Annotated in this window: 24 protein-coding genes; 17 read left to right on the top strand and 7 right to left on the bottom strand. The window is 65.5% G+C overall.

Features of this window, described 5'->3' with window-relative positions:
• Positions 1-2: 2 nt before the first annotated feature.
• On the bottom strand, positions 3-1,049 hold the full coding sequence (locus tag C7H85_RS10115) for an ABC transporter substrate-binding protein (RefSeq protein WP_106729587.1): 1,047 nt from the start codon (positions 1,047-1,049) through the stop codon (positions 3-5).
• A 184-nt stretch (positions 1,050-1,233) separates the two neighbouring features.
• Here C7H85_RS10115 and C7H85_RS10110 point away from each other — a divergent pair, with 184 nt between their 5' ends.
• The 5 genes from C7H85_RS10110 to C7H85_RS10090 all read left to right on the top strand — a co-directional run bounded on the left by C7H85_RS10110 (position 1,234) and on the right by C7H85_RS10090 (position 4,588).
• Positions 1,234-1,989, top strand: a complete 756-nt coding sequence (locus tag C7H85_RS10110; protein WP_106729586.1) for a UTRA domain-containing protein — start codon at positions 1,234-1,236, stop codon at positions 1,987-1,989.
• 122 nt (positions 1,990-2,111) lie between these two features.
• Positions 2,112-2,723 carry a Crp/Fnr family transcriptional regulator gene (locus C7H85_RS10105; protein ID WP_210433618.1) on the top strand — a complete coding sequence of 204 codons (612 nt, stop codon included), beginning with the start codon at positions 2,112-2,114 and terminating at the stop codon, positions 2,721-2,723.
• 81 nt (positions 2,724-2,804) lie between these two features.
• A complete protein-coding gene (locus C7H85_RS10100; RefSeq protein ID WP_106729585.1) occupies positions 2,805-3,431 on the top strand; it encodes an NAD(P)H-dependent oxidoreductase in 627 nt (208 codons plus the stop codon).
• Between the two features lie 2 nt (positions 3,432-3,433).
• Entirely contained in the window at positions 3,434-3,874 is a 441-nt protein-coding gene (locus C7H85_RS10095; protein WP_106729584.1) for a DMT family transporter, read from the top strand.
• Positions 3,875-3,877: 3 nt separating this feature from the next.
• Positions 3,878-4,588 carry a GNAT family N-acetyltransferase gene (locus tag C7H85_RS10090; protein WP_106729583.1) on the top strand — a complete coding sequence of 237 codons (711 nt, stop codon included), beginning with the start codon at positions 3,878-3,880 and terminating at the stop codon, positions 4,586-4,588.
• Here the strand turns inward: C7H85_RS10090 and C7H85_RS10085 are convergent.
• On the bottom strand, positions 4,573-5,451 hold the full coding sequence (locus tag C7H85_RS10085; protein WP_106729582.1) for a hypothetical protein: 879 nt from the start codon (positions 5,449-5,451) through the stop codon (positions 4,573-4,575). The genes C7H85_RS10090 and C7H85_RS10085 overlap by 16 nt on opposite strands.
• Positions 5,452-5,757: 306 nt before the next feature.
• Here C7H85_RS10085 and rarD point away from each other — a divergent pair, with 306 nt between their 5' ends.
• Both rarD and C7H85_RS10075 read left to right on the top strand, forming a co-directional pair.
• Positions 5,758-6,648, top strand: coding sequence for an EamA family transporter RarD (gene rarD / locus C7H85_RS10080; RefSeq protein ID WP_106729675.1), 891 nt, complete (start codon positions 5,758-5,760; stop codon positions 6,646-6,648).
• 1 nt (position 6,649) lies between these two features.
• On the top strand, positions 6,650-7,516 hold the full coding sequence (locus C7H85_RS10075; protein WP_106729581.1) for an oxygenase MpaB family protein: 867 nt from the start codon (positions 6,650-6,652) through the stop codon (positions 7,514-7,516).
• On the opposite strand, the gene C7H85_RS10070 is transcribed toward C7H85_RS10075, so the two are convergent.
• The 3 genes from C7H85_RS10070 to C7H85_RS10060 all read right to left on the bottom strand — a co-directional run bounded on the left by C7H85_RS10070 (position 7,513) and on the right by C7H85_RS10060 (position 10,139).
• Positions 7,513-8,397: a DMT family transporter gene (locus C7H85_RS10070; RefSeq protein ID WP_106729580.1), complete on the bottom strand. Its 885-nt coding sequence runs from the start codon at positions 8,395-8,397 to the stop codon at positions 7,513-7,515. The genes C7H85_RS10075 and C7H85_RS10070 overlap by 4 nt on opposite strands.
• A gap of 153 nt (positions 8,398-8,550) precedes the next feature.
• The gene (gene trhO / locus C7H85_RS10065; protein ID WP_106729579.1) at positions 8,551-9,534 is read right to left on the bottom strand and encodes an oxygen-dependent tRNA uridine(34) hydroxylase TrhO; all 984 of its coding nucleotides are present in this window, start codon (positions 9,532-9,534) and stop codon (positions 8,551-8,553) included.
• 404 nt (positions 9,535-9,938) lie between these two features.
• Positions 9,939-10,139 (bottom strand): hypothetical protein, encoded by a 201-nt coding sequence (locus tag C7H85_RS10060; protein WP_106729578.1) that lies wholly within the window; start codon positions 10,137-10,139, stop codon positions 9,939-9,941.
• A 100-nt stretch (positions 10,140-10,239) separates the two neighbouring features.
• On the opposite strand from C7H85_RS10060, the gene C7H85_RS10055 reads away from it, so the two are divergent.
• Together C7H85_RS10055 and C7H85_RS10050 are read left to right on the top strand one after the other, a co-directional pair.
• Positions 10,240-10,557: a cupin domain-containing protein gene (locus tag C7H85_RS10055; RefSeq protein WP_106729577.1), complete on the top strand. Its 318-nt coding sequence runs from the start codon at positions 10,240-10,242 to the stop codon at positions 10,555-10,557.
• A gap of 184 nt (positions 10,558-10,741) precedes the next feature.
• Positions 10,742-12,532, top strand: coding sequence for a methyl-accepting chemotaxis protein (locus C7H85_RS10050; protein ID WP_106729576.1), 1,791 nt, complete (start codon positions 10,742-10,744; stop codon positions 12,530-12,532).
• Positions 12,533-12,847: 315 nt separating this feature from the next.
• Here C7H85_RS10050 and C7H85_RS10045 read toward each other — a convergent pair whose 3' ends face one another.
• Positions 12,848-14,107 carry a lytic murein transglycosylase gene (locus C7H85_RS10045; protein ID WP_245879634.1) on the bottom strand — a complete coding sequence of 420 codons (1,260 nt, stop codon included), beginning with the start codon at positions 14,105-14,107 and terminating at the stop codon, positions 12,848-12,850.
• A gap of 157 nt (positions 14,108-14,264) precedes the next feature.
• Here C7H85_RS10045 and C7H85_RS10040 point away from each other — a divergent pair, with 157 nt between their 5' ends.
• Positions 14,265-14,948 (top strand): type 1 glutamine amidotransferase domain-containing protein, encoded by a 684-nt coding sequence (locus tag C7H85_RS10040; RefSeq protein WP_106729574.1) that lies wholly within the window; start codon positions 14,265-14,267, stop codon positions 14,946-14,948.
• An 8-nt stretch (positions 14,949-14,956) separates the two neighbouring features.
• On the opposite strand, the gene C7H85_RS10035 is transcribed toward C7H85_RS10040, so the two are convergent.
• Positions 14,957-15,613: a phosphoribosyltransferase gene (locus tag C7H85_RS10035; RefSeq protein ID WP_106729573.1), complete on the bottom strand. Its 657-nt coding sequence runs from the start codon at positions 15,611-15,613 to the stop codon at positions 14,957-14,959.
• Positions 15,614-15,808: 195 nt separating this feature from the next.
• Here C7H85_RS10035 and C7H85_RS10030 point away from each other — a divergent pair, with 195 nt between their 5' ends.
• The 7 genes from C7H85_RS10030 (at position 15,809) to C7H85_RS10005 (ending at position 21,004) form a co-directional block, all read left to right on the top strand.
• A complete protein-coding gene (locus tag C7H85_RS10030) occupies positions 15,809-16,297 on the top strand; it encodes an outer membrane lipoprotein (RefSeq protein ID WP_106729572.1) in 489 nt (162 codons plus the stop codon).
• Positions 16,298-16,378: 81 nt separating this feature from the next.
• Entirely contained in the window at positions 16,379-16,600 is a 222-nt protein-coding gene (locus C7H85_RS10025) for a glycine zipper 2TM domain-containing protein (RefSeq protein WP_106729571.1), read from the top strand.
• A gap of 202 nt (positions 16,601-16,802) precedes the next feature.
• On the top strand, positions 16,803-17,069 hold the full coding sequence (locus C7H85_RS19555) for a hypothetical protein (RefSeq protein WP_146140442.1): 267 nt from the start codon (positions 16,803-16,805) through the stop codon (positions 17,067-17,069).
• Complete coding sequence (locus C7H85_RS10020; RefSeq protein ID WP_146140441.1) at positions 17,066-17,380, top strand: hypothetical protein; 315 nt, start codon at positions 17,066-17,068, stop codon at positions 17,378-17,380. The genes C7H85_RS19555 and C7H85_RS10020 overlap by 4 nt, the downstream gene beginning before the upstream one ends.
• Positions 17,381-17,424: 44 nt before the next feature.
• A complete protein-coding gene (locus tag C7H85_RS10015; RefSeq protein ID WP_106729569.1) occupies positions 17,425-17,907 on the top strand; it encodes a GNAT family N-acetyltransferase in 483 nt (160 codons plus the stop codon).
• A gap of 93 nt (positions 17,908-18,000) precedes the next feature.
• Positions 18,001-18,870 carry a formyltetrahydrofolate deformylase gene (gene purU / locus C7H85_RS10010; RefSeq protein ID WP_106729568.1) on the top strand — a complete coding sequence of 290 codons (870 nt, stop codon included), beginning with the start codon at positions 18,001-18,003 and terminating at the stop codon, positions 18,868-18,870.
• A gap of 187 nt (positions 18,871-19,057) precedes the next feature.
• The gene (locus C7H85_RS10005; protein ID WP_106729567.1) at positions 19,058-21,004 is read left to right on the top strand and encodes a bifunctional metallophosphatase/5'-nucleotidase; all 1,947 of its coding nucleotides are present in this window, start codon (positions 19,058-19,060) and stop codon (positions 21,002-21,004) included.
• Positions 21,005-21,055 lie beyond the last annotated feature (51 nt).

The raw sequence follows: 21,055 nt of genomic DNA, 5'->3' as shown, positions 1-21,055 counted from the left end.
GCTCAGCCTTTCTGGTGCAGCAGCACGTCGGACTGCCACAGCCGGGACAGGGTGCGGGTGGTCTGCTCCCAGGCGTCGAAGTTTTCGATGGGGCGGGCCTTGGCGTACATGTCGTTGGGCAGCAGCTTGGCCTGCACGTCTTCGGGCAGCGCCACATTGGTGCGGATGGGGCGGGCATAGCCCCGGGCCAGGTTGATTTGGCCGGCGTCGCTCAGTATGTATTCCCGCGCCAGCTTGGCGGCGTTGGGGTGCTTGGCGTACTTGTTGATGATGGTGGCGTAGCCGGAGATCAGCGAGCCGTCGCTCGGGATCACCACGGTGAAGCGGGCGCGGTCAATTTGGTCACGATAGTTGAGGGCGTTGAAGTCCCACATCACCGCCAGCTCGATCTCGCCCTTTTCCAGGTTGGCGATGTTCAAGTCCACCGGCGACAGCCGGCCCTGTCTGGCCAGCTCGGCGAACAGGCTCAGGGCCGGCTCGAGGTTGGACTCGTCCCCGCCCAGGGCGAAAGCGGCGGCCAGCACGGCGCTGTTGGCCTGGGCGGCGATGCCCACATCGCCCAGGGCCACCTTGTAGTCGCCCTGGCGCAGCTCGGCCCAGGAGACGGGGGGCCTGGTCACCAGCTCGTTGTTGACGATAAAGGCGATGGTGCCGGTATAGCCCAGCATCCAGTGGCCGTCCTCGTCCTTGGCCCAGTCCGGGATCTCGCTCCAGGTGCTGGGCTTGTAGGGTTGGGTCACCCCCTGCTGCACCGCGATGGGGCCGAAGGCGGCGCCCACGTCGCCGATGTCGGCGGTGGCGTCGTCCTTCTCGGCGGCGAACTTGGCGATCTCCTGGGCCGAGCTCATGTCGGTGTCCTGGTGGCGGATGCCGTATTGTTCGGTCAGGTCCCGCCAGGTGTCCTTCCAGTTGGCCCAGGAGTCGGGCATGCCCACGCTGTTGAGCCGGCCCTCGTCCCGGGCCTTGGCTTCCAGTTCACTGATATCGGCGGCCTGGGCGGTGGTGCCCAGGGCCAGGGTAAGCAGACTTGCGGTAAACAGATGTTTCATGAGTTGCAATCCTCTGGACTAGGTCAGGTTCGAGGCTCATGCTAGGAGGCCTGTGTGACAGAACGGCGACGGTTTGGTGGCAGTTTGATGCCGTTTTGATGATATCGTGACCGTTTCCCTGTCATCGGGCTGTCATGGCGGCGGCCGATACTGACGCTCTTGTCTGCTGGACTAGGCCATCGTCATGGAGCCGCTTCCCAAAACCCAGATTGCCCATATCACCGAGACCCTGCGCCGGCAGGTGGTGGCCGGTACCCTCCCGCCCGGGGCCAAGCTGCCCGCCGAGCGGGAGCTGGCCGTGTTGTTCGATACCACCCGCATCACCCTCAAGGACGCGCTGTCCATGCTGGAGGCCGAGGGGCTCATCTACCGGGAGGAGCGGCGCGGCTGGTTCGTGTCGCGACCACGCCTGGTCTACAATCCGGCCAGCCGCTCCCACTTCCACGCCCTGGTGGAGGCCCAGCGGCGCCGGGCCGAGACCCGGGTGCTGGGCGCCGAGCCAGTGGTCGCGCCCTCGGAGCTGGTGGCCGAGCTGGAGCTGGCGCCGCTCAGCCCGCTGTTTTGCATCCGCCGGGCGCGGCGCATCGACGACCGGACCGTGCTTTATGTGACCCACTTCCTGCGCCCACATCTGTTTCCGGGCATAGAGCGCCAGGATCTGAGCCAGTCCCTGACCGAGCTCTACCGGCGCGAATACGGGCTGGAGTACGGCCGCTCCCGATTCGACATCTGCCCCACCGCGGCCCGGGGCGAGGCGGCCCGGGTGCTCAACCTGGCCCCGGGCAGCCCGGTGCTGGCGGTGACCCGTATCAACTACGATCAGTTCGGCCGACCGATCGATTGCGACCGGGAGATCTGGCGCCACGACGCGGTGCGCATCCGTATCGACAGCGCCGCGCCTTCGTCGTCCCTGGACGTGCCGCTGCGCTCGGCGGGATAGCCCCGGGCGGGATAGCCGCTCCGGTGCCGGAGGGCTTGAAAGAGGGAACAGGGATTGCCTCTGCTCCGCGATCACCGCACACTGTCTTACTCGTGACTCATCGGCTAGCCGGAGCATACCGTTTGATCCCCTTGAAGACAGAGGCCTTTGCCGCCTTGCGCCGGACCCTGGACCGTTACCACCCGCTCGGTGACCAGAGCTGGGCGGCGTTGCAGACCGCCTGTAGCTACCGGGAGCTGCGCCGGCATGAGCTGCTGTGCCGGGCCGGCGAAACGCCCACTTACTTCTCCTTCGTTCACCGGGGGCTGTTCCGGGCCTTCGTGCTCGACGAGAAAGGCAACGAGTACAACAAGGCCTTCTTCGAGGAAGGACGCTTTCCCGGAGCCATGACCGCCCTGCTGCGCGGTGAGCCGTCGCGGGTGACCTTGGAGGCGCTGGAAGCGGCGGTGGTCATCGACATTTCGTTCGCGAGTTTCCGCCGTCTGCTGCACCTGCACCACGATCTCGCCCTGTTCCAGATCCACTACCTGGAGCATCACTGGCTGCTGGACAAGGACGCCCGCGAGATAGAGCTGGTGCAGGAGGAAGCGGCCGAACGCTACCTGCGCTTTCTGCGCGACTTTCCGGCCCTGGCCGGGCGCCTGCCCCTGTACCATATCGCCTCCCACCTGGGCATCACGCCCACCCAGCTCAGCCGCATCCGCAAAAAAATCGAGGGCACTCAACCTATGTAAAGGAAGCCGGCTCCGGCTCCCCCTATGCTGGCGGACATCGGGCGGCCATGGGGGTTCGCCTGCCTGTCGGGAGGAAGTCGAATGAACATTATCAGCGCCCTGCAATGGCGTTATTCGGTCAAGCGGTTCGCACCGGAGCCGGTGGCACCGGCGCTTTTGCACCAGCTGCTGGAGGCGACCGGCCTCAGTGCCTCGGCCTTTGGCCTGCAGCCCTACCGGCTGTTGCTGGTGGAGTCGCCGGCCCTGCGCCGGCGGCTGCTGGCCCACTCCATGGGGCAGCACAAGGTGGTGGAGGCGCCGCACCTGCTGGTGCTGGCCGCCGATGTGGGGCCGGATGAGCGGCTGGTGTCCCGCTACCTGGCGCGGCTGGCCGAGGTGCGCGGGGCCGACGCCGCCGCGCTGTCGGCCATGTCCGATCACTACCTGAGTTTCCTGGCCGCCCAGTCTCCGGGGGCGCGGCGGGAATGGGCCCACCAGCAGGCCTATATCGCCCTCGGTACCCTGCTCGCCGGCGCCGCCCTGCTGGGCATCGACAGCTGTCCCATGACCGGCATAAATCCGGCCGGCTATGACCGGGAACTGGGGCTGGCGGAGCAGGGGCTGGCCACCACCGCCATCTGTACCCTGGGTTATCGCCACCCCGAGGACGCGCAGGCCGGGCTGGCGAAGGTGCGCCTGGCCTACGACGAACTGGTGCGGCGGTACTGACCATGAGCCTGTTGCCCGTACTGGCCCTGCTGGCGGGCGCCGCCATCGCGGTGCAGGCCGGTCTCAATGCCCAGCTCGGGGTCCAGCTGCGCCATGTGCTGCTGGGCACCACCATCGCCTTCGGTGTGGCGGCCGGGGTATCCCTGCTGGCCAGCCTGGTCCTGCCGCGAAGCTGGCCGGGCCCGGATACCCTGCAGGCGGTGCCGGGCCACCTCTGGTTCGGCGGCGCCCTGAGCGCCTTGGGGGTGGGGCTGTTCTATTTTCTGATCCCGCGCATGGGCGTCGGGCCCATGATGTCCTTCGCCCTGACCGGCCAGTTGGCGGTGGCGCTGATCGTCAGTCACTACGGCTGGTTCGAGCTGCCGGTGCGGCCGCTCACCCCGCTGAAGCTGCTCGGGGCGGTGGCGCTGGTGGCGGGGGTCATCCTGATAAACCGGGAGTAAAGCATGAATGACACGCAGTTGGACAAGGCCAATATCGACAACCTGACCGCCCTGTGGCGGGCCATGGGTTCCGAGCCCGCCGGCATGGCCGGCCTGCAGGCCAGCCGGGGCTGGCCGCACCGTTTCTGGTTCGACTGGGACCATCAGCCGCTGTGCGAGGGGCATGAACTGGCCCGGCTGCCGCCGAGGGCCATGGTGCCGGTCTGGACCGCCGGCTCGGTGCTGGAGAGGGCGCTGATAAGCCAGGGCTTCGACCTGGCGCTGGAGCAGAGGGCCATGCACCTGCGCATGGACGGCGAGGGGCGCCGGCCGGAAGGCGGCTTGCGGCTGAGCCGGGTACTGACGCCCGCCCAGGCGGAGCAGTGGGCGGTGCTGTGCGGCCGGGCCTTCGGCTACGAGGTGGCGGCGGCAACCGTCCGTCGCCTGCTCGGGGCGGGCGGGGCCTGCCTGCTGCTGGCAAGCAGGGAGGACAGACCGGTGGCCACGGCGCTGCTGTACCACTCCGGGGAGGTGATGGGCATGCACCAGGTGGGGGTGGTGCCGGAGCTCCGGGGCCAGGGCATCGCCCATGAGCTGATGCTGCAACTGATGGCCCTGGCCCGGGAGCAGGGGGCCCGTTATCTGACCCTGCAGGCCTCCGTCGCCGGGGAGGGGCTCTATCGGCGGCTGGGCTTCGCCCCCCGCTTTTCGATCAGCAGCTACCGGCGCGGCTGAGCCGGTGCGGCCGTTGGCAGCAGCTCGGCCAGGGGCTGGCGGCTGCGGAACAGGTTGCTGCCGCCGCCTTCCCGGCTCAGGTAGATAAAGCCGTCCTCGCCCAGGGTGATGCCTTCGAACTGGCCACCCTCGCTCAGTTGCCAGCGCCGTCCTTGCGCTTCTTCGACCCGGCCGTCCCGCACCGGGTAGAGCCACAGAAAGGCGCGTCGGTCCAGCCAGTGGCGGCTGTAGCCGAGCAGCAGCAGGGTCTGGCTGGCGGCGTCGTAATCGGCACCGGTCACCAGCATGGCGGTGGCCAGTCGCTGCTGCTCGATGAGCGGCGCCTTGCCGCCCTCTGCCGGCAGCTTATAGAGGGCGCTGTCTTCATCCAGCCAGCGCTTGGTCAGCAGCCACAGCTCGCCGTCCACCCAGGCCAGGGCCTCGGCGTCGAAGTTGTGCTGGTGGCGGGGTGGCCGGAAGTTGCCCTGCTCGGCGTAGGCCACCGGCAGGCGTTGGCGCAGTTGCAGCGTGCCTGCCGCCAGCTGCAGCCGGTATACCGCCAGATCCCGGCGCTGGCCGCCGTTGTTGCCGGTATCCGCCAGGTAGATGTCGTCGCCGTGCACGGCGATGTCTTCCCAGTCGCGATTGCCTGCGGGCACCGGCCAGCTCCGGACGGATTTGCCTGCGGCGCTCAGGGCGAACAGGGTGGCCGGCTTGCCGCTGTCGTTATGGCTGAGCAGGCCGCCCCGCCAGGCGGCCAGGCCGGAGCTTTCCGACAGGAGGGAGGGAAAGTCGGCCAGGGGCTCGAGTGCCAGCCGCTCGCCCCGGGCGGCGGCGCAGCCGGCCAGGCACAGGGCAAGCAGGGCGAGGGAAAGCAGGCGCATCGGTTTTTTCCTTGTCATTCAACGAGCTGCAGTTATAGCGGTTTTGCCGGCCGAGGCACAGGAAAATCCGCCTGGGTCGGTTTCCGGCCCTTTGGCGTCGCCGCAGCCCATGGCCGGGCGGAGCCGGTTGGTTAGCATGATGACTGCGGCAGTCTCGCGGGGACGGACAGCAGTATCTGCTGGTGTAGTAGCGCTCAACCGGTGGTCGGCACTGCTTTTATTTTTAACGCCAGCTCAATCTTTGTGTACAAAGCTGATAAGCTGCCGACCGATCCGATAATAACGATGAAGCAGGGGGAAACCAGAGTGACCAAGGGTGTTGCGCTGTCGGTATTTTCGTCGGTGATGTTCGCGCTACTGTATTACTATGCCAGCCTGCTGTGGCCGCTCGACGGCGAGCAGATCTTCGGCTGGCGCATGTTGCTGACGCTGCCCTGCATGGGCCTCTTCCTGCTGCTCGGCGGCGACTGGCGGCTGGTGACCGGCCTGCTCGGCCAGCTGAGGCGGCGGCCGCTGCTGTGGTTCGGACTGCCGCTGTCGTCCGCCCTGGTGGGGGTACAGCTGTGGCTGTTTATGTGGGCCCCGCTCAACGGCCGGGGACTGCCGGTGTCGCTCGGCTATTTCATGATGCCGCTGGCGCTGGTGCTGATCGGCCGTTTCGTCTACCGGGAGCGGCCGAGCCGGTTGCAGTGGCTGGCGGTAGCCTGCGCCGCCACCGGCGTGGCCAACGAGCTGTGGCGTGCCGGAGGTATTTCCTGGGAAACCCTGGTGGTGGCCATCGGTTATCCTTGCTATTTTGTCTGGCGCCGCTGGCTGGGCAACGACAACCTGGGCGGGCTCTGGCTCGACATGGCGTTGCTGCTGCCCCTGGCCTGCGGCTTCCTGTTCGCCGCCGGGGCACCCCTGGCGCCTTTCGCCGAGCGCGCCGCCCTGCCCTGGCTGGTGCTGGGGCTGGGGCTCATCAGTGCCCTGGCGCTGATCTCCTATATCCTGGCCAGCCGGCGCCTGCCCCTGGTGCTGTTCGGCCTGCTCGGCTATGTGGAGCCAGTGCTGCTGGTGTTGGTGTCCCTGCTGCTGGGCGAGACCATAGCCCCCGACGAATGGGCCACCTATATCGCCATCTGGACGGCGGTGGGGCTGCTGCTGCTGGAAGGCATCAAACGGCTGTGGTCCTTCAAACGTTATCCTTTTGATTGAGATGGAAGCACTGAGACAACGCATCGAGCGTCAGGTGATGGGGGTGACCGGGCTGGCGCTGGGTGACATCGACTACGAGCATCCCAGGAATGATCCCGGCCTGTTCGGCCCGGATTCGGTGATCTGGCGGGTGCACGGCGACTTTACCGCCATGCTGTGTGGCGGTATCGGTGCCCTGATGCTGCAGATGCTTCATCCGCTGGCGCTGGCCGGGGTCTGGGATCATTCCCGTTTCCGGGAGGACATGCCGGGTCGGCTGCGCCGCACCAGCCAGTTTATCGCCGCCACCACCTTCGCCCCCCGGGCCGACGCCGAACGGCTGATCGAACGGGTAAAGGGCATCCATCGCCGGGTGACGGGGGTAGCGGCGGACGGCAGGCCCTATGCGGCGGACGACCCGGGCCTGCTCACCTGGGTGCACGTGGCGGAAGTGAGCTGCTTTATGGCGGCCCACCTGCGCTACTGCAATCCCGGCCTGAACCTGGCCGGGCAGGACCGCTACTTCGCCGAGGCCGCGCGGGTGGCCGAGGCATTGGGAGCGCAAGGCGTGCCCAAAACCCGGCATCATGTCGACCAGTACCTACAGCGGATGCGTCCCGAGCTGGTGTTTGACCAGCGCACCGCCGAGATCTTCCGGCTGCTGCTGGCGGCGCCGGCGCCCAGTCTTCCGGCCCGGCCCCTGGTGGGACTGATGATGAAGGCGGGCATGGATCTGCTGCCGCCCTGGGCGCTGGCGATGAGCGGCTGGCAATTGGGTGGGTTCGAGCGCCACGGTGTGCGCCTCGGCGTGCACGCGCTCGCCCGGGTGCTGCGCTGGGCGGTGCAAAACGGCGCCTCTCACCGGGCGTGGCGGCGGGTGGGCTGCTAGGCCCACATCACGCACAGGGCCGCCACCACGATAAGCAGCAGACCCCAGTGATCCTGGCGGGCCAGCTTCTCCCGGAAGTACCAGGCCGAGATCATCAGGGTGAACAGCACCTCTATCTGGCCCAGGGTCTTGACCAGGGCCACGCTTTCCAGGCTCATGGCGCTGAACCAGCCGATGGATCCCAGGCAACTGCTGAGGCTGATCAGCAAGGTCAGCCCCGGCCGGCGCCAGAGGGCGGTGAGGCCGGCGGGATCCTTGATCCCCAGCCAGAGCAGCAGCACCAGGGTCTGCAGGGAAATCACCAGCAGCAGCACCCAGGCGGCGCCGAAGGGAAAGGGCAGGCCCAGCACCAGGCTGGCTTCCCGCACCCAGAGGGAAGTGAGGGCGAAGGCCAGGCCGCTGCCCAGACCCATCAGCAGGGTGGCCGGCGGGACGGGGCTGCCCACGGCCCGGCGCAGGCCGCTCAACAGCCACACCGCCAGGCCGCCGACAAGCACCCCCAGCCAGCCCAGGGACGTGAGCGGGGCGCTGAAAAAGAACACCCCCAGGGCCGCCGCCAGTATTGCCTCGCTCTTGGCCAGCCCCACCCCCACCGCGTAGTTGCGCAGCTGGAACAGCCGCACCATCAGGGCGGTGGCCAGGATCTGGCTAAAGGCCGCCGCGACGATGTAGGCGGCGAAAAGGAAGCTGATATCGGGCAGCGGCTGCTGGGGCTGCCAGCGGTAGAGTAGCCACAGATAGAGGGCGGCGATGGGCCCGGCCAGCACGAAGCGCGCCAGGGTCACGGCGGTGGCGCCGGTCTCCTGGCTCAGCTGCTTCTGGAAGGCGTTGCGCCAGGCCTGCATCAGTGCGGCAAACAGGGTAAAGGGGATCCAAAGCATCGAACAGCTTCCTGGTCAAAAGGGGCCCCGCCGTGTGGCGGGCAAGGAGAAAAACGGTATCGAGCCGGCTTCCATCCGGTCGCGCCCTGGGCCCCCGCCTTCGCCGGGGAGCCAACGCCAAACCGCTTGGGTCTGTTAACGGCGCCGCCGCGCTCAGCCCTTGCGGGCCTGCTGCTCCTGCTTGCGGGCCAGTTTTTCCGCCCGGTGCCGCTTGGCGGCCTCGACCGCGTCGCTGCCGATATGGGCCTCGCCCCGTGCATTCGCCAGTTGCAGCTGGTGCTCGCGCTCGGCATAACGGCGGCGCTGCTCCGGGGTTTGCCGGTCGTGGCAACGGGGGCAGCTGACGCCGTGCTGGTAGTGGGGACTCTGCAGGTCTTCATGGGACAGCGGTGCCCGGCAGGCGGAGCACAGCTGGTAATGGCCCGGCTGCAACTGGTGATCCACCGTCACCCTGTTGTCGAACACGAAGCATTCGCCCTGCCACAGGGAGTCTTCTTCGGGCACTTGTTCCAGGTACTTGAGGATGCCACCGTGCAGGTGATAGACCTCGTCGAAGCCCTGCTCCTTGAGGTAGGCGGTGCTCTTCTCGCAGCGGATGCCGCCGGTGCAGAACATGGCCACCTTCTTGTGCTTGGCCGGGTCCAGGTTGTTTTTCACGTAGTCGGGAAACTCGCGAAAGCTCTCGGTATGGGGATTGACGGCCCCCCTGAAGGTGCCGATATCCACCTCGTAGTCGTTGCGGGTATCGATCAACACCACCTCCGGGTCGGAAATCAGCGCGTTCCAGTCTTGAGGCTCCACATAGGTGCCGACCACCCGCTTGGGATCGATGCCCTCGACCCCCAGCGTCACGATTTCCCTCTTCAGTTTGACCTTGGTGCGGTAGAAGGGCTGCTCCTCGCTCAGGGATTCCTTGTAGTCGATGCCGGCAAAACGGTCGTCGGCGGCGAACCAGGCCTTGAGCCGGTCGATGGCGGCGCGGGAGCCGGCCACGGTGCCGTTGATGCCCTCGGACGCCAGCAGCAGGGTGCCACGGATCTGCCCGGCTTCCATCAGGGCAAGCAACGGCCCGCGCAGCGCCTCGTGGCGTTCCAGGGTAACGAATTTATAGAGGGCACAAACAACAAACTGAGACATGGTTTCCTCCAGCGCCGGCCGCGCGCTGTATCAATCTAGTATCCGCCCCAGGCTCGGCGTGAGCATGGCGCAACAGGGCGCGGATCATAGCAAATTTAGCCGGTGCTCTGCACCCATGGACTGGTGGCCGTATGCGGTGCTTTGTACCCATGGCATGTGACGGTCGGCGGAGGCCATCCCTGTTGTCTCTTTTCAAGCCCCGACGCCGTCTGAGGAGGGTGCCAGCAGGCGGCATCGGGACAAAGGGCACTGCTCAGCCGACCTTCTGTTTCAGGGATGAAACAGAGAGCGTACAGGGAGGTATTCATAGCGTGTCGGCGGAGCAGTGCCCTTTGACCGAGTCAATGATGTCTCCGGCCAAGGGAGAACCAGAGCCTGAGTTTTAAAATCGTATATATGGTGTTCTAGCCTTTCTTGTCCTGCCGCTCGATGGGCACGAAGGTATGGAACAGGGTCCAGTAACAGTAGAGGGTGACGCCGGTGATGATGAGGCCCCACAGGGTCTGGCCATTGAGCCATTCCCAGCCGGCCCAGCCGGCGCAGAACAGGGTGACGACGATGCGCCGCCACAGCGGCTGGAAAAACAGCAGATCCTTTTCTTTCATGGCGGAGGCTCCCCGGTTCACAATCAGGGGCAGTTAATCATGGTTCGATCCCGATGTCGAATATATGTTTCATTTTTGTGATCATTGAAAGGAGGTGCCGATGAACCTGCGGCAAGACATCCCCGCCATGCTGCCCGAGGAGCTGATCCAGGCCCTGGCCGGCAACGCCTGGGTGCGTATCGAGCGCATCGTGTCCCGCGGCCACCATTCCCCGGAAGGCTTCTGGTACGATCAGGCCGAGCACGAGTTCGTGCTGCTGGTGCAGGGCGCGGCGGAGCTGGAGCTGGCCGCGCCCGACGAGCGGCTGAGGCTCGAGCCCGGCGACTGCCTGACCATCGCCGCCCACCGCCGGCACCGGGTCAACTGGACCCACCCGGAGCAGGATACCATCTGGCTGGCGGTGTTCTTTGCGCAATGACGGCCACCTGCGCTCTGGTGGATAAACTGACCGAACTGGTCATTGTCGATCACCATGCTGTGCACAAGGTCAAAGTTTCCACATGAAACTGTGGTCTGGTGCCGGAGATGACTTAGTATGTTGCAGCTGAGATGACCATTACCGCCGTCCGCACAATGGAATTTACGACAACGAGAGCATCAGGATGAACCTCTACCGCACCATAGAAAAGACCTTCTGGTATACCCTTACCCGCAAGATAGTGGGCAATGTCATTGCCCTGCTGTTGCCCCCGCTGCTGCTGGTCGCCCTTTCCCTGTTCCATCTCTCCCAACTGGCGAACGAAGTGCGCGGGTTGGAGGATGCCGCCGGGGCGGCGCAGATCCTGCAGCAGTTCCGCTGGCTGTTGCTGGGAGGGGCCCTGCTGACCCTGGCCGTAGGCATCTTTATCGTGTTCTTTATGCGCGAGATTTTTGTCCGGCCGATCAGGGACATCACCGCGGCGCTGCAGGCGGTGAAAGACAAGAACGGCGATATCTCGGCGACCCTGCCCGATTACACCTTCGATGAAATCTCCACCATGGCCAGGAGCTACAACGACTTCTCCGGCAAGCTGAAGGCGATGATCAGCGAAGCCCGGACGAATTCGATCAGCGTCGCCGTCAATGCCACCCGCCTGCGGCAGATGATAGGACATGCCGGCCATTCCTCCGCCGACCAGGAGCAGATCGCCCAGCAGATCTTCGAGTCCAGCCGGCAGGCGACCCTGGCGGTGGAGGAGATCGCCGCCAATACCGTGGACATCAGCCAGCAGACCAGCCACAACCTGACCGAGGTACGCCAGTCGAGCGAGGAACTGCAGCTGGCGGTGGACAAGATCAAGGCCGTGGAGCAATTGACCCGGGAGTTCGGCAAGACGGTCCATACCTTGAGCCAGAACTCCCGCAATATCCAGAACATACTGGGGCTGGTGCAGGATTTTTCCGAGCAGACCAACCTGCTGGCCCTGAACGCCAGCATCGAAGCGGCCCGCGCCGGCGAGGCCGGCAGGGGCTTTGCGGTGGTGGCGGACGAAGTGCGCAACCTGGCCCGCAAGGTCGGGGAGGCGACCCAGGAAATTCACCACAATATCGGCGAGATGACCAGCCTGGTGCAGAGCACCCGCGAGGGGGCCGAGACCATCGGCCAGCATATTCTGGAAACGGACCGGTTCATGAGCCGCAACCGGGATCAGTTCGGCACCATGGTGGCGGACTTCGAGCAGATGAGCCAGCAGTTGACCACCATTTCCGCCGCCCTGGACGAGCTCTCCTACACCAATAAGGAATCACACCAGCATGTGGAGTCCATCGCCGGGCTCTCCGTCACCATGAAGGACAACATGACCCGGTCCCGGGATTTTTCTTCGTCGCTGGAAAGCGCCACCGACGCCACCCTGGAGCTGCTGTCGCAGTTTATCGTGGGACAGGGGGATTTCGAGCGCATCACCCGGCTGGGCACCCAATGGGCGCAAGAGGTGGGCACCCTGCTGGGGCGGCTCCAGGACGAGGGTGTCAACCTGTTCGACCAGAACTACCGGCCGGTCAATCCGGGCCAGGTGCCGGCCCAGTTCATGACCGGGTACGTGACGGCGGTGGAAGGCGAGCTGCAGCCGCTCTACGACCGCTTTATCAAGGAACATCCGGAGTTTATCTACGTGGTGGGGGTGGACACCAAGGGCTATATCCCGGTACATCACGGCAAGGACTCCCAGCCCCTGAGCGGTGATCCGGAGCGGGACAATATCCACTGCCGCCATCGCCGGCTCTACAACCAGAGCCGCCAGGAGCGGCGGCGCTGCAACCACCAGAAGCCCTTCCTGCTGCAGAGCTATATCCGCAACACCGGCGAGGTGATCAACGATCTGTCCATTCCGCTCTACGTCAAGGGCCAGCACTGGGGCTCGCTGATCCTGGGCTTCGACGCCGGTCACCTGCTGGCGGACAAGGCGGCCTGAAAGAAGGGCAGACCGCTTGATAACAAAGTCGTCTGCTCTACAGGCATGAATCGACCAAAGGGCCAACTCCGCCGACTCGCCGTAAGGACATGACACTCGCTGTTTCAGCCTGCTGCGAACATTCACTGGATGTTCGGTCAGGCTGAAACCGCTCGTCACGGCGAGCAAGCTCGCCCCCTGGGGGCCCCGCCGCGCCATCCCTGGCGCGGCGGAGCCGTTCCCTTTGTCCGCTTGAACTGGCATGGGAGTTGTCTGTTCAAGCCAGCCCTAAGCTTTGTCAGCAGTCTGGCAGGGCCGTCCGGCCCTGTCCTTGACTCAGCGCAGTTGCTTGAGCAGCGACTCGCTGGCGTAGCCGTCGGCCACCTGGCCGCGGGACTGCTGAAAGGCGCGGATGGCGCCGATGGTATTGGGGCCGATCACCCCGTCCGCCCCCTTGGTGTCAAAGCCGCGGGCGGTGAGCCGGCGCTGCAGCTCTTCCTTCTCGGCCCGGCTCAGGGCCCGCTCGTGCCGGGGCCAGGGGGTGCGGAACTCGCCGCCGCCGGCCAGCTTGTCGCCCAGGTGGCCCACCGCCATGGCGTAGGAGGTGGCGTTGTTGTAGCGGCGGATCACCCGGAAGTTGTGGTAGACGGCGAAGGCCGGACCGCGGGCGCCGGCGGGCACCAGAATGGCGGCCTCGCCGTGATCCGGCAGCGGCCGGCCGTCGAGGGTGGTCACGCCCCGCTCCCGCCAGTAGGCTACGGGCCGGCGGTTGTCCTGATCCGCAACGCCATAGTCGAAGCCGGCCGGCAGTGTCACCTCCAGCCCCCAGGGAGCGCCCTGCTGCCAGCCGAAACGGGCCAGGTAGTGGGCGGCGGAGGCCAGGGCATCGGTGGGATCCTCGCCCCAGATGTCCCGCTTGCCGTCGCCGGTGAAGTCCTGGGCGTATTGCAGGTAGCTGGTGGGCATGAACTGGGTGTGGCCCATGGCGCCGGCCCAGGAGCCGCGCATCCGCTCGGGGCTGGTGTCGCCCGACTGCAGTATCCTGAGCGCGGCGATCAGCTGCTCTTCGGCAAAGCCGCGGCGACGGCCCTCGAAGGCCAGGGTGGCCAGGCCTTCGATGATGCCGGTGTTGCCCCGGAAGGAGCCGTAGTTGGTTTCCATGCCCCAGATGGCCATGATGACCTTGGCATCCACCCCATAGCGCTCCTCGATGGCCTTGAGGGTGGGGGCCAGCTCCTGCCATTTCTGGCGACCGTTGCCGACGCGGGTGGCGGAGGTGGCGGTGTCCAGGTATTCCCAGATCTGCCTGGTGAACTCGGCCTGGCGGCCGTCCAGGCGCATGACTTCCTGGTTCAGCCTGACGTCGCGAAAGGCGGCGTCGAACACCGCCGGCCGGATGCCGGCGGCCAGGGCCCGGCCGCGAAAATCCTGCCGCCAGGCGGCGAAGCTCTGCTGCTCGGCGGCGCTGACCTGGGGAGCGGCCGGAGTGGATTGAGGTGACTGGGCCGGCGCGGCCGGCTGGGAGGTTTCGGCCTGGCCGGCGCAGCCGCTGAGCACGGCGCCGATCACCAGGGCACTGAGGTAACGTGGTTTCAAGTTCTTATCCCGTTCGTTGGCTTGACTGCCCGCAGCATATCCCAAGCCGGGAAAAATTAAAGGGCTTTGCGGTCGGCGCTTCCATCCCGCGCTCTTTGGCGACAGCGGGACTAAGCTTGCAGGTGATACCGGCTTCGATGACAGGGAGAAAGGAGCGATGAAACAGAACATCCTGGTGGTAGTGACCAGCGTGGAAAAATATCCCAACCTGAACCGGGCCACCGGCCTGTGGCTGGGGGAGGCGGTGCATTTCGTCAACAAGATGGAGGAGGCCGGCTACCGGGTCGACTATGTCAGCCCCCAGGGGGGCTATACCCCCATCGATCCCCACAGCCTGGCCATGGCCGACGAGCTGGACTGGCAGTGGTACCGGAACAAGGCCTTTATGAACCGGCTAGGGGCGACCCTCAGTCCGGCCGAGGTCGATCCGGATGACTATGTTGTTATTTATTTCGCCGGCGGCCATGGCGTGATCTGGGATTTTCCCGACAACGAGGCGCTGCAACTGATCAGCCAGCGCATCTACGAGAGCGGTGGCATCGTCTCCTCCGTCTGCCACGGCGCCGCCGGCCTGTTCAATATCCGGCTGGCCGACGGCAGCCTGCTGATCGAGGGCAAGGAAGTGACCGGCTTTTCCAACGAAGAAGAGAAGCTGGCCGAGCTGGATCAGTTCGTGCCTTTCCTCACCGAGGACGAACTGGTCAGGCGCGGTGCCATTTACCAAAAGGCGGAAGCGCCCTGGCTGCCTTTTGCCGTCAATGATCAGCGGCTGATCACCGGGCAGAATCCAGCCTCCGGCGGGCCGGTCGCCGAGCTGGTACTGCTGGAACTGGAAGGATAACCCCGGCGTTATCCGGCCGCCGCCGCCAGCAGCTCGCGCACTTCCCGGTCGTCGGTCTGGCCGAAGTCGAGATAGAACTGGCCGACCGAGCAGAACTGGTCGCTTGTCCGCAGGGCGATGAAGTCGTCCACCAGGGCGTGGATGCGGGCGGCGGCCTCGGTCGAGCAGACCGGCACCGCCACCGCCAGGTACGCCGGCTTTTTGCTTTTTACCGCCCGTACCGCCGCCTCCATGGTGGCGCCGGTGGCCAGGCCGTCGTCCACCAGCAGCACGGTGGCGTCGGTCAGCACAAGCGGCGGCGCCTCGCCCCGATAGGCGGCTTCCCGGCGCTCGAGCTCCGCCCGTTCCCGGCGGAGCACCCGGTCTATCTGGGCCTGACGGATGCCACCGGCACCGAGGATCTCCGGATTCCATACCAGGATGTCGCCGGAGGCGATGGCGCCCATGGCCAGCTCTTCGTGATGGGGGTGACCGAGCTTGCGCACCAGCAGCACGTCGAGCGGGGCACCCAGGGCGCGAGCCACTTCATAAGCCACCGGCACCCCGCCCCGGGGCAGGCCCAGCACCAGCAGGCGGGGATGGTCGCGAAGCGGTTGCACCAGCCCGGCCAGGGCCTGGCCGGCGGCGCGGCGATGCTGAAAAGGTGACACTGTCGTCATGTCCATGAGTGCAATAACCGGTTTAAGTGTAGAGCACGGCGGGTCTGCTTTCGGCCGCCGTATATATCCGGCTTCTATGAGCGTTAGCGTACAGAAACCAGACCGGATGTGGGACATGATGGGATTGACGATTGACGGGGCTATTGGATTGACGGTGTTGGCGATATCCGGTGTGCATCCTCATTACGCAGGAGAATTGTCATGAACATGATCAAGGGGCTTGGTTCGGTACTCGGTTTGACCGGGGTGCTGATACTGGGCGGCTGTGAAACCCAGCGTAACCAGCCTATGCAGTCCAACCAGCCGTATCAGTCTTCGGGATACGGGACGACCGGCCAGCCCACCGTGTATTCGGGGTATGGCGTAGTGCAGTCGATAGAACTGATGCAGCAAGACAGTACCGGCAGCAGCATCGGCCTGGGAACCATTGCCGGTGCCGTGGTCGGGGGTGTCACCGGCAGTCAGATCGGCTCCGGGCGTGGCAGTATAGCGGCGACCGTGATTGGCGCGGCAGGGGGGGCTTACATCGGCCACGAACTGGAAAACCGACAGTCCCTGGGGCCGGAGATCTACCGGTTCTCCATTCGTATGGATAACGGCTCATATCAATCGCTGATGCTGGAGGGAAATCCCGGTTTCAGAGTCGGTGACAGGGTCAGGATCAACAATGGCGTCATGCAGCGGTATTAACGATGGCGCAAGCGCGCCGCCCGTTCCGCCGGCCTGTCATCGGCGGGTTCGCTGAAATGCTATTTGAAAAGAGGTTATCTCATGAACACAATACGGAGTGTCACGTTAACCGCTGTATTTTCGGCAGTGCTGCTCGGTCTGTCCGGTTGTAGCGGCATGTCGGATCAGGGGCGGAATACCGCCATCGGTGCCGGTGCCGGTGCCCTGGGCGGTGCCGTGCTTACCGGTGGCAGCACCACCGGTACCCTGGGGGGGGCCGTGGTCGGCGGCATCATCGGTCATGAAGTCGGCGGATCCAAATAAGGATCACCCCTCAGGTGAGGGACCTTGCCGCCTCGTCGGTTATCGAACGTCCCACACCTGTCGGCGCACGCGGTGGGTTAACCCAGGGCACATGCAATAAAATCAGGCCGCCGGGCAGATAGCCCGGTCGGCCTTTGTTGTCATTGGTGTTTTGCCGGGGCGTATGACGCGGCCCGTGGTCACGATAAGCACAGGGATATTGTTGACCCATGTTCACCACCCTGGCTACCATCGGCTTCGTGTCGGCCTGCTGTCCTTGAGCCAGGCCGTCGGCGTTGGCCTGGGCGACAACTATGCCCTGACGCTCTCGGCCTTCCATACCTGTTTGTCGATGGAAGCAACCCTCGACGGCCTGACCCTGGCGGCGCGCGGTGGGGTCATCATGGCGATCGCTGCCTGTTTTACTTGCAGTGGCTGGCCGGCAAGGACAAAATCGGCCGCACCGATATCAACCGAGGAGACGCTGTGAAGTGCCCATCCTGTGAGAACATCATTCGTCCCGCCCAGGTCACCGAGCGTGAAAGTCACGGGCTCAACGTGCATTTCCACTGTCCCCACTGCCGGGCTCGGCTGGCGGTGAACGGCCGCGCCACCCGCGCCAAGCTGATGGGCTTCGTGCTGCTGCTGTCCGGCTCCGGGGTCATGCTGTGGGGACCGGAGCGCTCCTGGGTGTTCGGCCTCATGGTCTGTGTCGCCGGCGGCGTGCTGGCGATCAGCGCCCGGCGCAAGGAACAGCAACTGCGGTGGTTGGACAAGCCCGGCGGGGCGGATCAGAATTAATCCATCCGTTGTCGGTACAGACTGGACATCCAGCCGGAGTCGTTATGTATCTGATCAGAGCTTATCAAGAGACCGATCTCAGCAGCCTCGAACTGATCTACCACGATGCGGTGATGGGGCAGGGCCGCCGGGGCTACAGCGATGAACAGGTCTCGGCATGGGCGTCTTTTCCCTATCTTTATGCCGACGAGTTCAGGACCCTGGTCGGCAGCGGCTATACCCGGATCATGGCGTTGCAGCATATCCCGGTGGCCTTCGCCACCCTCTACCCCGACAACCACCTGGCTTTGCTCTATGTGCTGGCCGAGCACGCCGGCCGGGGGTTGGCCGGCCGGCTGTGCGGCGATATCGAGCAGGAGGCGGCGCGGCGCGGGGTGCGCTGTCTGCGCACCGACGCCAGCGTGCTCAGCAGGCCGGTGTTCGAGCAGCGCGGCTTCCGGCTGGTGAGCCAGCAGGAGGTGGAACGGAGCGGCCAGTCCTTTACCCGCTTCGTGATGGAGAAACCGCTGGCGCCGCCATCGTCCTGAGCCACTGGCACTGGGGCGCCGTTTGCCGCAGAATAGCGCCTCGTCGCCGCCATCCGGCGACGCCGTTTTCTTTTCGGGGTAGGGAGAGCATCCGTGGCCAAGCCAAAAGACACCTATTATCTGACCGCCCATTGCCCGGGCAGCCTGGGCACCGTGGACGTGGTAACCCGCTACCTGCGCGAACAGGGCTGTTATGTGGTGGAAATGCAGACCTTCGACGACGTGGTGAGCGAGCATTTCTTTATCCGGGCCGAGTTCCGGCCGCCCCGGGGGCAGGCCTTCGACGAGGATGCCTTCCGCCTGGGCTTCGAGCCCCGGGCCGGGCAGTTCGGCATGCAGTGGGAGCTGACCGCCAGCCGTTACCGGCCCAACGTGGTGATCATGGTGTCGAAATTCGATCACTGCCTCAACGACCTGCTCTATCGCTACCGCACCGGCCAGCTGGCCATCGAGATCCCGGCCATTATCTCCAACCATCCGGACCTGCAACGGCTGGCCGACTGGCACCATATTCCCTATTACCACCTGCCGGTCGGCAACGACAACAGGGTCGGGCAGGAGGCCCAGGTGCTGGGTATCGTCAACGAATGCGAGGCGGACCTGGTGGTGCTGGCGCGCTACATGCAGGTGCTGAGTCCGGCCATGTGCGACGCCCTGAACGGCAGGGCCATCAATATCCATCATTCCCTGCTGCCCGGGTTCAAGGGCGCCAAGCCCTATCACCAGGCCTACCACAAGGGGGTCAAGCTGGTGGGGGCCACCGCCCACTACATCAACAACGATCTGGATGAAGGCCCCATCATCACCCAGGGGGTGGAGGTGGTGGATCACAGCCACTACCCGGAGCAGCTGATCGCCAAGGGGCGGGATATCGAATGCATCACCCTGGCGCGGGCGGTGCAATACCATATCGAACGACGGGTGTTCCTGCACAACGGCAAGACGGTGGTGTTCACCAGTTGAGTTCTGCGGCAGGTACAGCAGTCGTAGGGTCGAATTTATTCGACCGAACCACGGCGCCGATGGTGGGTGGTCCACTGAAGTGGACCCTACGGCAGGCCCCGGTGCATCCTGTAGGGTCGATTTCACTCGACCGGCCACGCAGCACCAAAGAGCACGATATTTCTCAATAAACGGAGCTTATCCATCAATGAATAAAAGCATAGTGGCCGGGATGCTGGCGCTGGCCCTGGCGGGTTGTGCCAGCCAGCAGCCGGAGCAGCCCTTCACCCTGACCGTGGCCCATATCAACGACACCCATTCCCACTTCGATGCCACCGATGCCCGGCTGGAACTCGGCAACCAGGCCCTGTTTACCCGCCTGGGCGGGCATCCCCGCCTGCAGAGCCATGCCGAGTCCCTGCGCCGGCAGGCCGAGGCCGCGGATCAGCCGCTGCTGTTCGTGCACGGTGGCGATGCCTGGCAGGGCACCGGTTATTTCAAGCTCAACCAGGGCGCTATGAACGCGGACATCCTGAGCCGGATGCGGCTGGATGCCATGGCGCTCGGCAACCACGAATTCGACCTCGACAACGAGCGGCTGGCCGCCTTTATCGGCGGCGTCGATTTTCCGGTGCTGGCCGCCAACCTGGATGCCAGCCGGGATCCGCACCTGAGCGGGCTGGAGAACCTCAGGCCCTATGTGCTTTATGAATTTGACGGCCACGACAAGGAACGGCTGGAGAGCATGGACGACGCCGGCGATGATCCGGTGGTGGCGGTGATCGGCCTGGTGCTGGAGGACATGGCCGAAATCTCGCCCAACCTGGGCGAACTGATCTTCGAACGGGAAGTGTTGGCGGCCCAGCGTACCGTCCGGGCGCTGCGCGAACAGGAGGTGAAACACATCGTCGCCATCACCCACCTGGGGCTGGAGCGGGATCAGCGCCTGGCGAAAGAGGTCAATGGTATCGATCTGATCGTCGGCGGCCATTCCCACAGCCTGCTCGGCAACTTCAGCAACCTGGGGTGGGATCAAAATGAGCCCTATGCCCAGGTGTTCACCAACCAGGACGGTCGCGGCAAGACCTGCGTGGTGCAGGCCGGCCAGTATGCCCAGGCCATGGGGCGGGTGAGCGTGACCTTTACCCCCGACGGCCGGGTGAGCCAGTGCGACGGCGGCAACACCCTGCTGTCGGACCACGCCTTCTTCCGCGACATCCGCCGCGCCGAGCAGCACCGCCTGGCCGGCCAGGACGCAGCGCGGGTCGCCGCCTTTATCGAGGCCCAGCCCAATATCGCCCTGGTGGAGGAAGACCCGGCACTGCGCGCCCATATCGACGAGCAGTACAAGCCGGCGCTGGACCGGGCCTACGGCGAGGTGATCGGCCATGTGCCGGTTGAGCTCAAGCATGTGCGCCTGCCCGGCGCCGACGGCCAGGGCTCCCGGGTGGCGCCCCTGGTGGCGGCCAGCCAGCTGTACTGGGCCAATACCCCGGCGGTGCAGGCGGTCACCGGCCGGCGGGCCGATTTCGCCCTGGTGGGCGCCGGCGGGGTGCGCAACAGCCTGGAACCGGGCGAGCTGAAGGAAGGCCACGTCAGCCTGGAGCTGTTGCCCTTCGCCAACGCCATGAGCATCGTCTCGCTCACCGGTCGTCAGGTAGCGGGCCTGTTGCTGGAAGCCATCAACGGCACCCTGCCCGAGGGGGCCCACACCGGCAAGTTCCCCTACAGCGCCGGCCTGCGTTACGAGTTCAGCGAAACCAGCAAGGGGCGGGGCTACCTCAGCCGCATCGAGCACCTGGCCGACGGCCGCTGGCAGAAACTGGACCCGCAAGCCGGCTACCAGGTGGTGATGACCAGCTACAACGCCTCCGGCAACGACGGCTGGAACACCCTCTACACCGCCCAGCAGGTGCTGACCGACCGCCTGGATCTGGCGTTCGTCGACGGTCGGCTGACGGCCTTCCCGGTGGCCCGGCTGAGCAAGGCCAGCGGCGGCGGCACCCAGGTGCACTACATCAACCAGCCGCTGGAGTGCAACGCCGAGGGCGTGCGCTGCAACACCGACGCCCAGGCCTTTATCGACTACGTGCGCGACCAGCGCCCGGTGCTCACCGAGCTGACCCCGGCCACGGTGACCCTGAACCGGCTGTAAGCCAGGGAGGGGTCCGCCAGGGCCCCTCACGCCGGCAAGCCGGCCTAAGTT

This window comes from Zobellella endophytica, from assembly GCF_003012775.1.
GTDB lineage: Bacteria > Pseudomonadota > Gammaproteobacteria > Enterobacterales > Aeromonadaceae > Oceanimonas > Oceanimonas endophytica.
Note: the sequence above shows the minus strand (reverse complement) of the source record. Positions and strands in the feature narration are given on the sequence as shown.